Annotated in this window: 9 protein-coding genes; 6 read left to right on the top strand and 3 right to left on the bottom strand. The window is 69.5% G+C overall.

The window, feature by feature from the left end; translation table 11 throughout:
- Positions 1–45: 45 nt before the first annotated feature.
- Together ACYVO6_RS17435 and ACYVO6_RS17430 are read right to left on the bottom strand one after the other, a co-directional pair.
- Entirely contained in the window at positions 46–1,647 is a 1,602-nt protein-coding gene (locus ACYVO6_RS17435; protein WP_461062333.1) for an AMP-binding protein, read from the bottom strand.
- A 2-nt stretch (positions 1,648–1,649) separates the two neighbouring features.
- Complete coding sequence (locus ACYVO6_RS17430) at positions 1,650–3,320, bottom strand: AMP-binding protein (protein WP_461062235.1); 1,671 nt, start codon at positions 3,318–3,320, stop codon at positions 1,650–1,652.
- Positions 3,321–3,438: 118 nt separating this feature from the next.
- On the opposite strand from ACYVO6_RS17430, the gene ACYVO6_RS17425 reads away from it, so the two are divergent.
- The 4 genes from ACYVO6_RS17425 to ACYVO6_RS17410 all read left to right on the top strand — a co-directional run bounded on the left by ACYVO6_RS17425 (position 3,439) and on the right by ACYVO6_RS17410 (position 9,295).
- The gene (locus ACYVO6_RS17425; protein WP_461062233.1) at positions 3,439–4,269 is read left to right on the top strand and encodes a response regulator transcription factor; all 831 of its coding nucleotides are present in this window, start codon (positions 3,439–3,441) and stop codon (positions 4,267–4,269) included.
- Between the two features lie 170 nt (positions 4,270–4,439).
- On the top strand, positions 4,440–7,361 hold the full coding sequence (locus tag ACYVO6_RS17420) for a helix-turn-helix transcriptional regulator (protein ID WP_461062231.1): 2,922 nt from the start codon (positions 4,440–4,442) through the stop codon (positions 7,359–7,361).
- Between the two features lie 271 nt (positions 7,362–7,632).
- Positions 7,633–8,424, top strand: coding sequence for a S1 family peptidase (locus tag ACYVO6_RS17415; RefSeq protein WP_461062229.1), 792 nt, complete (start codon positions 7,633–7,635; stop codon positions 8,422–8,424).
- Positions 8,425–8,593: 169 nt separating this feature from the next.
- On the top strand, positions 8,594–9,295 hold the full coding sequence (locus tag ACYVO6_RS17410; protein WP_461062227.1) for a LysE family translocator: 702 nt from the start codon (positions 8,594–8,596) through the stop codon (positions 9,293–9,295).
- Between the two features lie 54 nt (positions 9,296–9,349).
- Here the strand turns inward: ACYVO6_RS17410 and ACYVO6_RS17405 are convergent, their stop codons facing one another.
- Positions 9,350–10,465 (bottom strand): winged helix DNA-binding domain-containing protein, encoded by a 1,116-nt coding sequence (locus ACYVO6_RS17405; protein WP_461062225.1) that lies wholly within the window; start codon positions 10,463–10,465, stop codon positions 9,350–9,352.
- Positions 10,466–10,641: 176 nt separating this feature from the next.
- On the opposite strand from ACYVO6_RS17405, the gene ACYVO6_RS17400 reads away from it, so the two are divergent.
- Both ACYVO6_RS17400 and ACYVO6_RS17395 read left to right on the top strand, forming a co-directional pair.
- Complete coding sequence (locus ACYVO6_RS17400; RefSeq protein ID WP_461062223.1) at positions 10,642–11,808, top strand: magnesium and cobalt transport protein CorA; 1,167 nt, start codon at positions 10,642–10,644, stop codon at positions 11,806–11,808.
- Between the two features lie 884 nt (positions 11,809–12,692).
- Entirely contained in the window at positions 12,693–13,505 is an 813-nt protein-coding gene (locus ACYVO6_RS17395) for a CAP domain-containing protein (RefSeq protein WP_461062221.1), read from the top strand.
- Positions 13,506–13,883 lie beyond the last annotated feature (378 nt).

Here is a 13,883-nt window from a genome sequence, read left to right as displayed (position 1 = left end):
CCTCGCAGGGGCCCGGGGCGTGGTGCTGTCCAGTCCGCGTGCTGTCTACTCCTCGTACCGCTCCCTCAGCTCCACCTTCCGCACCTTCCCCGACACCGTCATCGGAAAGGACTCCATGATCCGCAGCCGGCTGGGCACCTTGTAGTGCGCCAACTGCCCCGCGCAGAAGGCCCGTAGCTCCTCCAGGGTCAGCGGGTCGCCGGGGTCGCGCGGGATGACGCAGGCGAGTACCTCCTCGCCGTACCGCTCATCGGGTACGCCCACCACCTGGACGTCCGCGATCTTCGGGTGCGCGTACAGGAACTCCTCGATCTCGCGCGGGTAGATGTTCTCGCCGCCCCGGATGATCATGTCTTTGATCCGGCCGACGATCTGCACGTAGCCGTCGTCGAGCATCAGGGCCAGATCCCCGGTGTGCATCCAGCGTCCGGAGTCGACGGACTCCGCGGTCTTCTCGGGCTCGTTCCAGTAACCGAGCATCACGCTGTAGCCGCGGGTGCACAGTTCGCCGGCGGAGCCGCGCGGCAGCGTCACCCCGTTCGCCGGGTCGACGATCTTGACCTCGATGTGCGGCAGTACGCGGCCGACCGTGCCGGTGCGGTGCTCCAGGTCGTCGTCGCGGCGGGTCTGGAGGGAGACGGGCGAGGTCTCGGTCATGCCGTAGCAGATGGAGACCTCGGCCATGTGCATCTCGGAGACGACCCGCTTCATGACCTCCACGGGACAGGGCGAGCCCGCCATGATCCCGGTACGCAGGGAGGAGAGGTCGTACGTCGCGAAGTCCGGGAGGTTCAGCTCGGCGATGAACATCGTCGGGACGCCGTAGAGGGACGTACAGCGCTCCTGCTCCACGGCCTTCAGCGTCGCCGCGGGATCGAAGGACGGCGCCGGGATGACGATGCACGCGCCGTGGGACATGGCGGCCAGATTCCCCATCACCATGCCGAAGCAGTGGTAGAAGGGCACCGGCACACACACCCGGTCCTGTTCGGTGTAGCCGACGGTCCGGCCCACCCAGTAGCCGTTGTTGAGGATGTTGTGGTGCGAGAGGGTGGCCCCCTTCGGGAAGCCGGTGGTGCCCGAGGTGTACTGGATGTTGACCGGGTCGTCACAGCTCAACTCGGCTTCCAGGACCGCCAGTTGTTCGTACGGGACCGAGGCCGCGCCCGCCACGAGCGCGTCCCAGCTCTCGTCGTTGATGTAGACCGTCTCGCGCAACTGAGGGCACTTTCCCCGCACTTGGCCGACCAGTGCCCGGTAGTCGCTGCTCTTGTGCGCGAGTGAGGCGACCAGGAGCGAGATCCCGGCCTGCTTCAGCACGTACTCCAGCTCATGGGCGCGATAAGCGGGGTTGATGTTCACCATGATCGCGCCGAGGCGGGCGGTCGCGTACTGGATGAGCACCCACTCCGGACAGTTGACCGCCCAGATGCCGACCCGGTCGCCCTTCACCACCCCCTTGGCGAGCAGCCCTCGCGCCACCTCGTCGACCGCGGCGCCGAACTCCTCGTACGTCCAACGCCGTCCGGAGGGCACATCCACGAGCGCGTCGCGCGAGGGATACTCGGCGATCGCCCCATCGAGACGGGACCCGATGGTCTCGCCGAGCAGGGGCGTCGTACTGGTCCCATGCGTGTAACTGGCCATCGTCACCTGAAGTCCTCCTCGCGGTACTCGGCGTCCGACCCCGCTGCCGTCGCCTCGCGCAGTTCGATCCGGCGGATCTTGCCGGACACGGTCTTGGGGAGGTCGCCGAACTCAAGGCGGCGGATGCGCTTGTACGGGGCGAGGGTGGTCCTTGCGTGCTCGAAGAGGACCTTCGCGGTGTCGGGGCCGGGCTCCCACCCTTCCGCCAGTACGACGTACGCCTTCGGGACGGCGAGCCGCAGCTCGTCAGGCGCGGGGACGACGGCCGCCTCGGCGACGGCCTCGTGCTCCAGGAGCGCGCTCTCCAGCTCGAAGGGGCTGATCTTGTAGTCGCTGGCCTTGAAGACGTCGTCGGCTCGGCCCACATACGTGATGTAGCCGTCCGCGTCCCGCGAACCGATGTCGCCCGTCCGGTAGTAGCCGCCCGCCATCGCCTCCGCCGTACGGTCGGGGGCGCCGTGATAGCCGGTCATCAGACCCACGGGGTGCCCGGACAGGTCCAGCGCGATCTCACCCTCGTCCACGCCCGGCGCACCCGACACCGGATCGAGCAGCTCGACCCGGAAGCCGGGGCTGGGCCGCCCCATGGAGCCGGTCTTCAGCGGCTGCCCGGGGCTGTTGGACACCTGCACGGCCGTCTCGGTCTGCCCGAAACCGTCCCGGATCGTCACGCCCCACGCCCGCCGTACCTGCTCGATGACCTCGGGGTTCAGCGGCTCCCCGGCGGCGACGGCCTCGCGCGGCGGGGTCCGCAGCTGGGTCAGGTCGGCCTGGATGAGCATGCGCCACACGGTGGGCGGAGCGCAGAAGGTCGTCACGCCCGCGCGGTCCATCTCCGCCATCAGCCGGGCCGCGTCGAAGCGCGTGTAGTTGTGGATGAAGACGGTCGCCTCCGCGTTCCAGGGGGCGAAGAGGTTGGACCAGGCGTGCTTGGCCCAGCCGGGCGAGGAGATGTTCAGATGGACGTCGCCGGGCTTGAGGCCGATCCAGTACATGGTCGTCAAGTGGCCGATGGGGTACGACACATGGGTGTGCTCGACGAGTTTGGGGCGCGCGGTCGTGCCCGAGGTGAAGTACAGCATCAGCGGGTCGTCGGGGCGGGTGACGCCGTCGGGCTCGAAGTGGGCGGGGGCGGCGTACGCGTCCTTGTACGAGCGCCAGCCGTTCCGCTCACCGCCGACCGTGATGCGGGTGTAGCGGCCGGGTACGTCGTCGAACTTGGCGGTGTCCTCGGCCCGCACGATCACATGCCGTACGCGTCCGCGCTCGACGCGGTCGCGCAGATCCGCGGGGCCGAGCAGCGGTGTCGCGGGGATGACGACGGCACGCAGCTTCATCGCGGCGAGGGCCGTCTCCCACAGCTCGGCCTGGTTGCCGAGCATGACGAGGACGCGGTCCTCGGAGCGTACGCCCTGCTCGCGCAGCCAGTTGGCGGTCCGGGCGGAGCGTTCGGACATCGCGGCGAAGGACAGCTCGACGCGCTCGCCGTCCTCCTCGACGATGTGCAGGGCCGTCCTGTCGTTGCCGCGTGCGATGACGTCGAACCAGTCGAGTGCCCAGTTGAAGAACTCCGGCCGGGGCCAGGTGAAACCCTCGTATGCCGTGGCATAGTCCTCGCGGTGCTTCAGCAGAAAGTCCCGCGCGCTGCGGAAGCGCTCCGTCGGCGTCGTCATCCGTCGTCCTCCTCGGACCCGGCCACATTGCCGGGCGGCTCAATGACATCGTGTAGTGCGTGACATGGATCTCACTACCCCCGAACGGGGGGTGCGCCGCAGCGGAAGGGACGGGCAGATGACAGCAGATCTGAACGGAGCGGTGGAGATGCGGGGCGCCCTGCTGCGGCTGCGGCGCACGACGGGGCTGCCGGTCACCTTCGGCGGGCTGGTCGAGCCGGATCGCGGGCAGATACGGATCAGCGAGCTGAACGGTACGAGGACGCTGGCCCTCAGGGCGCTCGCGGTGACGTCGGGCAACGGGCTCGGCGGCAAGACCGTGGCCCTGGCCCGGCCCTGTGCCGTCACCGACTACTCCTCCTCACGGCAGATCAGCCATGAGTACGACGCCGCGGTCGCGGCGGAGGGGCTGCGGTCCGTGCTCGCGGTGCCTGTTGTCGTACGCCGCCGGGTGCGCGGGGTGTTGTACGGCGCGCTGCGTACGGCTCAGCCGCTGGGCGACCGGACGTTGAGCGCGGCGGTGGAGGCGGCGCGGGACGTGGAGCAGTCGCTGGTCGTACGGGACGAGGCGCAGAGTCTGCTGGCGGCGGCGCGGGAACCCGAGGCGGGCGCGGCGTGGGAGCAGGTCCGTGAGGCGCACGGGGCGTTGCGGGCGCTGGCCCCGCGGGTCGCGGACCCGGAGCTGCGGGCCGAACTCCTCGCGGTCTGCGACACCTTGGCGGCGGCTCCGGCTCCGGGCCCGGCAGTCGGTGGGGTGCGGCTCACTCCTCGTGAGCTGGACGTCCTGGTCTGTGTGGCCGGCGGTGCGACCAACGCGGTCACCGCGGAGCGGCTGGGGCTGCGGACCGAGACGGTGAAGGCGTATCTGCGTTCGGCGATGCGGAAGTTGGGGGCGCATACGCGGCTGGAGGCGGTGGTGGCGGCTCGGCGGGCGGGACTGCTGCCCTGAGGAGGGCGTGGCTGCCGCCCTGGAGTGGGATGCCATTCATACTCGGGCGTCTTGAAATCCCGTATACCAAAACCCTGAACCTTGTTATTTCCCTCACGGTGCACCCCTCCGAAATTCAGGGGGTCTTTGCTTAATATTGAAACGGACACGACATGAGAGGGGCGGTGCGCGTGCGACGGGATGTCGAGGAGCCTGTCAGACCCCGTTCCGACCAGGTCATCGGCCGGGACGAGCTGCTGGGGCGGGCGCGTGACCAGCTCTCCGGAGGGGGCAGCGTCCTCCTGCACGGGCCGCCCGGAATCGGAAAGTCGACCATGCTGCGCGCGCTGGACACGGAATACGCCAACTCGGCCCGGACCGTGTTGCGTTGCTCGGCCACCGAGTCGGAATCCCACCTCCCCTTCCTGGCCCTCGTCGATCTGCTCGGCCTCGTCGCCGACGAGGTGGCGGACGCGTTGCCCCTGCCGCAGCGTGCCGCGCTCGAAGCCGCACTCACCGGCCGCGCCGAATCATCCCTGCACCGGGACGGCCTGGCGCTGCGCCTCGCGGTCCTTTCGGTGCTGCGCGCCCTGGCGGCCAGGGGTCCCGTTCTCCTCGTCGCCGACGACCTCCAGTGGCTGGACGCGCCCAGTGCCGAGCTGCTCGGTTTCGCGGCCCGTCGCCTCGGTGGGATGCCGGTGCGGATGCTCGGCGCGGTGCGTACGCGCACCGAACCGAAGGAGCAAGAACACGTTCCGTATCTACGCGCGTATCCTCCGGAGTCGCTCGCCCTGCGCCTGGCCCCGCTCGCCCGCTCCCAGGTGTCCGAACTCCTCGCCGCCCGCGGTTACACCGGCCTGCGCCGCTCGACCGTCCGGGACATCCACCACACGAGCGGCGGCAACCCGCTGTTCGCGCTCGAACTCGGCCGCGCCCTGGCCGAGAGCCCGACACCACCGCGCCCCGGCGAGCCCCTGCCGGTGCCGACCTCGCTGCGCGCCCTCGTCCTCAGCCGCCTCGACCTGCTCTCCGCCGAGGCCCGGCGCACGTTGCTCGTCGCGAGCGCCGGGGCACGCCCCACGCTCGCGCTGCTGCATGCCGCGGGCCGCACGGACGCGGAGTCCGAGACGGCGCTCGCGGCCTCGCTCGGGCTGGTGGCGACCAACGGGCCGGACGGCCAGCAGGAGGGGACCGTACGGTTCGCGCATCCGCTCGTCTCGGCCGCGCTCTACGCGCAGGCGACACATCAGGAGCGGCGGGACGCTCATGCCGCGCTGTCCACGGCGGCCTCCGACCCGATCGAGCGGGCCCGCCATCTGGCTCTGGCCACGACCGGTACGGACGAGACGGTCGCCGCGCGGCTCGCCGAGGCCGCGACCCTGGCCCGGGACCGCGGCGCCCCCTCGGTCGCGGCCCAACTCGGCCTGCTCGCCGCCCGGCACACCCCGCCTACCGCCCAACCGGGCGCGGACGAACACCGGTTGACATCTGCCGAGGACGCGCTGATCTCCGGCGACATCGACCTCGCACGGGAGGTGGCCCGCGACGTACTGGACCGGGCGACCGACGCGGCGATCCGGGTACGCGCCTGGATGGTCGTGATCGACGCGGCCGGCCAGGCGATGGCCGAGGTCGAGTCCGTCTTCCCACAGGCCCTCGCCGACGCGGGCGAGGACCCACGGCTACTCGCGCTGGTCCGCTACCAACTCGCCTGGCGGGCCTTGCTGGTTGAGGGCGAGATGACCAAGGGCCGCGAGGAGGCCGCGCATGCCGCGCGGCTCGCCGCCACGGCCGCCGACCGGCGCACCGAACTGATGGCCCTGTCGTTCCAGGCCCAGATGGAGACCCTGATGGGGCACCCCGACGCCCCGGCGACCCTGGAACGGGCGCTCACCGAGCCGCAGGACCCGAGGGTGACCTGCGATCACAACGGCGCGGGCGCCACCCGGTTCCGCTGGCAGATCATGAGCGACCAGCTCACCGAGGCGCGTACGACGATCACCGGGCTCCTCAGCGAGGTCCGTCGGCGCGGCATGGTCGAGGCCGAGGTGCACTTCCTGCGCGGGCTCGCCGACACCGAACTGCGCGCCGGGCACTGCGGCCGGGCCCTCGACCTCGCCCACGAGAGCCTTGCGCTCGGGCGGGACACGGGGATCGGCGAGGCGGCGGGCAATATGTTCACCTCGCTCGCCGAGGCCGCGGGCGGTGACGCGGACCGGGCCCTCGCCCTGGCCGGCGACGCGGTCAGCCGCGCCGAGGAGGACGGCGACCTGATCTACCTCTCGCGTGCGCTGGGCGCGCTCGGACACGCCCAGCTCGTGGCCGGAGACGCCGTGGGGACGGTTCAATCCCTGCGTAAGGCACGAGAGTTGGAGCAGGGGCTCGGCATCTTCGATCCAGCGCGCGGCCGTTGGCACGGTGACCTCGCCGAGGCACTGATCCGGATCGGCGAGCTCGCGGAGGCGCAGGACGTCATCGACGCCACGCGCGAGCACGCTCAGCGACTCGGGAGAGCGAGCGTCCTCGCCGTACTGGACCGGGCGGAGGCCCTGCTGAAGGCCGCGCATGGTGAACACGAGGCGGCCGTACGGCAGTTGACGTCGGCGCAGGAGCGACTGGCGAAGCTGGGGTACGGGCTCGAAGAGGCGCGCGTGGCACTGGAGTTGGGGCGGTTGCGGTCGGGGACGGGGTCCAGGACTGGGCTGGGGCCGGGGTCGGGCGCGTACGACGAAGCGGTACGGCTGTTGCGGCGGTGTCGGGCTGTGCCTTGGCTGCGGCAGGTTGAGGCGGCTGTTGTGGGCTCCAGGGGGTCTGTGGGGTTTGGGGGCACGGTGAGTTCTGCGAGTTCCTCGGGCTCCGCGGTCTCCGTTGTCGGCCCCGTGTCGCCGGTCGGCGGCCCGTCCGCTCCTGTGGAGCTCGACCGGCTTGCCTCGACGGAGCGTCAGGTCGCCGCGCTCGTACTCGAAGGGGCCACCAACCGGGAGATCGCGGCACGGCTGTTCATCAGCGTGAAGACGGTCGAGGCGACGCTCACGAGGGTCTACCGGAAGCTCGGGATCCGGTCGCGGGTCGACATCGTGCGGTTGGCGGCAGGGCAGCAGCGGACGGGGTGAATCGGGAGTCGCGCGGAGGGTGACCGAGGGGGCGTACGGGTCTTGCGCGCGCGGGTCGAGCACGGGTCGAGCACGGCGTGACCGAGGGGTCGTACGGGTCTGGCGACTGCGGTGGCGCGAAGGGTGGTAGAGGGTTTTCCCTCGCCAACTCCCGCAGGGCGTTCCCTAATTGGGAAACGGCGAGCCCACTTCTAGCGTGGGACCCACGCCCGCAGGCCGACGCAGCCACCCCCCACAGTGCAACCCCCCACCGGCACTCCTGAGGAGATCCATGTTCGGGCTCACCTTTGCCAAGAAGGCCCTCGCCGTCACCGCGGCGGTCGCCGCCGCCGCGACGACCAGCCTGCTCGGTGCGACCACCGCAAGCGCCGCTCCCAACCCCATCGTCGGCGGCACGACGACCACGGCCTCCGCGTACCCGTACGTCATGCAGATCACCGACTCCTCCCAGAACCAGTTCTGCGGCGGCACACTCGTGTCGGCGACCAAGGTCGTCACCGCCGCCCACTGCATGGTCGGCGAGACCACGAGCGGCGTCAGAGTGGTCGGCGGCCGCACCTACCGCAACGGCACGAACGGCACCGTGGCCAGAGTCAGCAGAATATGGATCCACCCCGACTACAGCTCCGTCACCCGGGGCGACGACGTCGCCGTGCTCACCCTGTCGACGTCGATGCCGTACTCCCCCATCGGCTACGTCTCCTCCTCCGACACCGGCGTCTACGCGGCCGGCGCCACCGCCCGCATCCTCGGCTGGGGCACCACCCGCTCGGGCGGCTCCTCCTCCAACCAGCTGCGCACCGCGACGGTCCCGACCGTCTCGAACTCCTCGTGCTCCTCCACGTACGGCTCGCGCTTCGTCGCCAGCGACATGGTGTGCGCGGGCTACACGCAGGGCGGCGTCGACACCTGCCAGGGCGACAGCGGCGGCCCGTTCGTGATCGGCGGCAGGCTCGCCGGCATCACGTCGTGGGGCGACGGCTGCGCCGACGCGGGCGTCCCCGGCGTCTACACCCGGCTGACGACCTTCTCGTCGCTGGTGACGACGCAGATCAACTCCTGACCAACAGACTCCTGAGCAACCAACTCAGGTAACGCCGGGGGGCGTTGCGGGCCGCCACGAGCGGGTCGCAACGCCCCCTATCCACGTGCCTGATCCATGTGCCTGTCCACATGCCTGGGCGCGTTGTCGGTGCCGCCTGTTTCAATGGGGCTCGATGGGGGTGATGGGCATGGTGTCCATGGATCGATTCCTGGCCTTCGCGGCCATGTCTCTGCTGGTGATCGTGATTCCGGGCCCCAGCGTGCTCTTCGTGATCGGCCGCGCGCTGGCCCACGGCAGGCGCACGGCGATGGCCACGGTGGTCGGGAACGTCATCGGTTCGTATCTCCTCGTCGTGGCGGTGGCCGTCGGCGTCGGCTCGCTCGTCGAGCGCTCGGTCACCGTGTTCCTGACGGTGAAGCTGGCGGGCGCCGCGTATCTGGTGTTCCTCGGCGTCCAGGCGTTCCGCCACCGCAAGGACTTGAAGGCCTCGGCGATCGGAGCGGAGCCGACGGGTTCGGCAGGATCGGCGAGTTCGGCAGAATCGGCGGGACCGTCCGGATCGGCGGGTCCGGCGCGCGGCGATCTGCGGACGGTCATGGACGGCGTCGTCGTCGGCGTCACGAACCCCAAGGGCATCGTCTTCTTCGCCGCCGTACTCCCCCAGTTCGTGGACCACTCGGCCGGTCAACTGCCTTTGCAGATGCTCCTATTGGGCCTGATACCGATATCCATAGGCCTGGTCACGGACACCTTGTGGGGCCTGACCGCGGCCGCGGCCCGCACATGGTTCGCGCGCTCGGACCGCCGCTTGTCAATGATCGGCGGCGCGGGCGGCTTCGCGATGATCGGGCTGGGCGTGACGGTGGCGGCGACGGGCCGGGCGGACTGAGGTTCTCCCTGTGCCCCGGTGCGTCCCTGTGCCCCGGTGCGTAGGACCGCCGCTTCAGGCGCGTACGACGGTGCCGAAGCGGATGTCGTACGAGGCAGCCGTGCTCAGGACCGACAGCATCCGCTGCCCTTCCTCGACTACCTGGTCACGCTCGCCCTCGGTGAGGGGGTCGAACGGCTCGATGGTGAGCACGGCACGGTCGCGTGACTCCTCCAGCCGCCATACGCCCCTGAGGAAGCCGTCGACGAGCAGCGTGCAGTACGCCTGATTGCCCTGCCAGCTGCGCCCCTTGTACGAGGCGGGGACCACTCGGGAGCGGTCGGCGTGCGAGAGGAGCAGGTTGTCGAACTCGGGCAGGAGGCGAGGTGGGGCCGGGGTGCCCGCGTCCGGGCGGGGCGCGTCCGGGAGGTCGAAGAGTTCGACGCCGTTCTCGTCGCGGAAGGTGATCAACTGCGGGCGCAGGCGTTCGAAGGCCTCGCGCAGCCGGGTCAGACCCGCCCAGGTCTGCATGTCCTTGACGGAGGCGGGGCCGAAGGCGGCGAGATAGCGCAGCACGGTGTCGTCGGGCGCGGGGACGGGCGCGGCGGGACGGCCCAGCCAGTGCTCGGCGGTGGTGAGCGTGACCTGGCCGCTTCTGCCCCACATGCCGCGCGGGGTGACCTGGACGAGGGGCAGTCGGCAGCGGGCCGCGATGGACAGGGCGAGCGGGTCGGCGTCGGGCCACTCGGCGAGCAGCGCCTCACGCAACTGCTTCATGGTGCGCGGCTCGGCCTCGACGAGCTTCCGGCTGATCGCGGCGAGCCGGTCCAGGTCGACTCCGCCGAGCCCTTTGCGGAAGCCGTACAGCTCCCGCTCGCGCGCGGCCTGCACCAGCGGCCGCAGTATGAGGCAGTCCTCGGCGGTGTGCATATGGATGGTCGAGCGCATGGTCACGATGCGTACGACCTCACGGGCGCCCATCGCCGCCGAGAGCTCCTCGGGGTCGAAGCCCTCGAGGCGGGCGGCGAGCGCGTAGTACGGAGGCTTGACGTTCTGCGCCTGGAGGCCGACGAGGTGCTCGACGGCCTCCGTCGCGGACAGGGCGGCCCGGCGCAGGAGCAGCTGCCGGTCAAGGGTCGCCCGGTTCAGGGCGCGGGCACTGAGCACGGGGGCGGTCGAGGTCTTCGTCATGCTTCGCACGTTAGCGGGGCAGGCGGACACGGTCTGTCCGCATGCCGGGGCGGCCCCAGCGGATTCCCTGCAATCAGTCAGACTCGGGGGTGGGCCAGACTCGAGGATGAGCGAGGCTGAGGGATAAGCAGGGACAAGCGAGACAGCCATTCGACTCGACACGGGAGGCAACCGCGATGCCGGAGCGCCGAGCCCGCCCCGTACCCGCCGCGAAGAGCAACCGCAAGTCGGTGTGGCGACGCGCCGTGACCCCGTCGGGACCACCGTCCTCGGAGCCGCCGACACCCCGCCCGGCTCCTTCGCCCACGGCTGAGGCGGAACCGCGCAGCATCGTCCAGGCGGCGCTCTACCGCGACGGCGTACGCGTCTCCACCCCCGAATCGCTCGCCGAGACCTTCCGTGAGCTGCGCAAGCAGCAGGACGGTATGGCGTGGATAGGGCTGGCCCGCCCGACGGAGGCCGAAATCCTTTCGCTGGCCGAGGAGTTCGACCTGCACCCGCTCGCCGTCGAGGACGCGATGGAGGCCCATCAGCGCCCCAAGCTGGAACGCTACGGCGAGACCCTCTTCGTCGTCCTGCGCGCCGCCCGCTATCTCGACGCACCCGAGGAGGTCGACTTCGGCGAGCTGCATGTGTTCGTCGGCCCCGACTTCCTGATCACGGTCCGGCACGGCGCGGCGCCGGATCTGTCAGCCGTCCGTCACCGCATGGAGGAATCACCGGAGCTGCTGAAGCTCGGCCCGGAAGCAGTCCTGTACGCGATCCTGGACGCGGTGGTCGACGGCTACGCGCCGGTCGTCTCCGGCGTCCAGAACGACATCGACGAGATCGAGACCGAGGTCTTCAGCGGGGATCCCTGGGTCTCCCGCCGTATCTACGAACTCTCCCGCGAAATGGTCGAGTTCCAGCGCGCCACCCGCCCCCTGGTCGGCATGCTGCACGGCCTGATGGCGGGCTTCGCGAAGTACGGCACAGACGAGGAACTGCAACGGTATTTGCGCGATGTCGCCGACCACGTCACCCACACCAGCGAACGCGTCGACGGCTTCCGCCAGGCCCTCACCGAGATCCTCACGGTGAACGCGACGCTGGTCACACAGCAACAGAACGCGGAGATGCGGGCGTTGGCGGAGGCGGGCTTCGAGCAGAACGAGGAGATCAAGAAGATCTCGTCGTGGGCTGCCATTCTCTTTGCTCCGACACTCGTAGGAACTATTTATGGGATGAACTTTGAGGACATGCCAGAGCTGGGATGGGGCTTCGGATATCCCTTCGCGATCGGCTTGATGGGGGTGGTTTGCGCGAGTTTGTACGTGATCTTCAAGCGGCGGGACTGGCTCTAGGGTCGGCCAACACGTACTCAAGTAGCGCGCACCGTTTGCTCTTGCATCTCCCGAATACAGGACCGCGACGGGCCCTGGGGAGTCCCTGGGGAGAAGTGATGCGGGTGATCTCCTCGCCCTCCCCCTGACGAGCCACTGACCAGCTCTTTTGGGCGTCGGCGAATGCTGGGGGAGAACCCGGGGAGAAACGAATGACAGCCCACGCCCTGCGTCTCCCGCAACGAGCCCGCCTGGCTTCCTGTTCGGCGCTCCCGGCAGAGCCCGCCGACCCTGCGGCGCATCACAGACAGTGACATCTACGCGCCACCTTGGCGCTCCCAACAGCTGGATCTACCCCGGCGACCATGTGCCCCGCCCCGGACCACTACTGCCCTCTTCGTTCAGCTGCGCTGCTTGTCGTCGCCAGCATCCCGAAGTCGTACATCACGAGCACGATGTGCGGGGCGTCCTCCTCGTACCGCGCCGGACACATGCCGGGTGGATGGAGTGGCATCCGTCACACCAGCTACGCGAACTAAGCGTCCTCGATAGTAGACGTCGCTCTGGCGACATATGAGATTTTGTCTGGCTTGGCGTAGGCGTGTATCACGCCAGGCCTGACGCATGCCGCCCGCTCGGCATCACCCGCCCCCTGCTTGAAGACCGAGCATTTCTGACGGAATGCCAGAAATACTCAGAGTCTCCAGAAGCCGGATCAGCACGCCCCCAGGCCTATTTCAAGGGCCTTCCAGGCCTACGAAGCAACGTAGTAAAAAGAGCCTTTGCTCTCTACGCCCAGCCGTCCTAAGAATGACGATCCGCCGGGCATCTCCGCAGCTCAGGAGCCGAGTCCGCGCAGAGCCTGCCGCACTGGGGGGCTCGGCGATTACCGAGTGAGGTCACGTATGGGTAAGCATCGCAAAAAAGAGCATTACCGGCGAATAGTCATTGCTGCCGTCGCCATGGGCACCGTGGGCGTGCCGTCCGTTGCACTGGCCTGTACCGACTGGCGGGACAGCGCAGGACATCAGCTCCACAGCGCCGAGAAGAACACGGCCCAAAATCGGTGGAACGACGCCGACCGGGATCGTGCCGGGCACGGCGACCGGGGCCGCGGCCGGAACGGCGCTGAGCACAGCGAGCCCAGATCGGCAGCATCGAAGACTCCGACCGCCTCTGCGCGCACTCCGAAGACCACCGCGCCCAAGCCCAGGACCACCGCACCCTCGCGCACTCCGAAGACCACCGCGCCCAAGCCCAGGACCACCACACCCTCGAGCACTCCGAAGACCACCGCGCCCCCCACGTCCCCCAGCACCCCGAAGGCCACTCCCCCGGCGTCCGGGGCCACCGCTCGCATCGTGCAACTCGTCAACGCCGAGCGCAGCAAGGCCGGCTGCTCACCCGTTACGCTGAACGCGGTGCTGACCAAGGCGGCGCAGGCGCACAGCAAGGACATGGCAGCTCACCGGAACATGTCGCACACCGGGTCCGACGGGTCTTCCCCCGGCGACCGGATCACGCGTGCCGGCTACAGCTGGAGCACCTACGGCGAGAACGTTGCCTACGGTTACGCCACACCCGAGCAGGTCATGGCGGGCTGGATGTCCAGCCCCGGCCACAAGGCGAACATCCTCAACTGTGCGTTCAAGGAAATCGGCGTCGGACTGGCACAGCCCGACAGCTACTGGACCCAGGACTTCGGAACTGCCCGGTAAGCGGCACCAGGGCAAGGGCAACGGCCTCTCAGCAGACGCCCGTGCAGTGCCGTACGGTTCGCCCTTGATACCGAGTTCACGCCCGATGTCGCTCTGCCGAAAGCCGCCGACCCGACCAACTCGCTCGCCGCGCGGCGAGTTGGGGCAGCGTTGGAATCCCTGGCGACCAAGATCCGGACCATTCGCGGGCCACCTCTTCTCCGACGCAGGTCACAACAGATGTTCCTGCTGGTCAGCAACGATGTGCGACGTGTACCACTATGAGACGAAAAACCTGCTGGCGCTCTGACGCCCCCAGTCCGTGTCGGTAACCCACCGTGCCCTTGCCAGTTCCTCGGGCAAGCCGACCTTCCAAGGCCTCACTGGTCTCCCGGGGGA

Source organism: Streptomyces pseudoechinosporeus, from assembly GCF_054783935.1.
The sequence above is the reverse complement of the archived record's forward strand: the minus strand, read 5'-3'. Positions and strand labels throughout refer to the sequence as shown.

Excerpts from the sequence above, each read along its gene's own strand:
- ACYVO6_RS17435 (WP_461062333.1), bottom strand. The coding sequence starts at position 1,647 with ATGGCCAGTTACACGCATGGGACCAGTACGACGCCCCTGCTCGGCGAG.
- ACYVO6_RS17430 (WP_461062235.1), bottom strand. The coding sequence starts at position 3,320 with ATGACGACGCCGACGGAGCGCTTCCGCAGCGCGCGGGACTTTCTGCTG.
- ACYVO6_RS17425 (WP_461062233.1), top strand. The coding sequence starts at position 3,439 with ATGACAGCAGATCTGAACGGAGCGGTGGAGATGCGGGGCGCCCTGCTG.
- ACYVO6_RS17415 (WP_461062229.1), top strand. The coding sequence starts at position 7,633 with ATGTTCGGGCTCACCTTTGCCAAGAAGGCCCTCGCCGTCACCGCGGCG.
- ACYVO6_RS17410 (WP_461062227.1), top strand. The coding sequence starts at position 8,594 with ATGGTGTCCATGGATCGATTCCTGGCCTTCGCGGCCATGTCTCTGCTG.
- ACYVO6_RS17405 (WP_461062225.1), bottom strand. The coding sequence starts at position 10,465 with ATGACGAAGACCTCGACCGCCCCCGTGCTCAGTGCCCGCGCCCTGAAC.
- ACYVO6_RS17400 (WP_461062223.1), top strand. The coding sequence starts at position 10,642 with ATGCCGGAGCGCCGAGCCCGCCCCGTACCCGCCGCGAAGAGCAACCGC.
- ACYVO6_RS17395 (WP_461062221.1), top strand. The coding sequence starts at position 12,693 with ATGGGTAAGCATCGCAAAAAAGAGCATTACCGGCGAATAGTCATTGCT.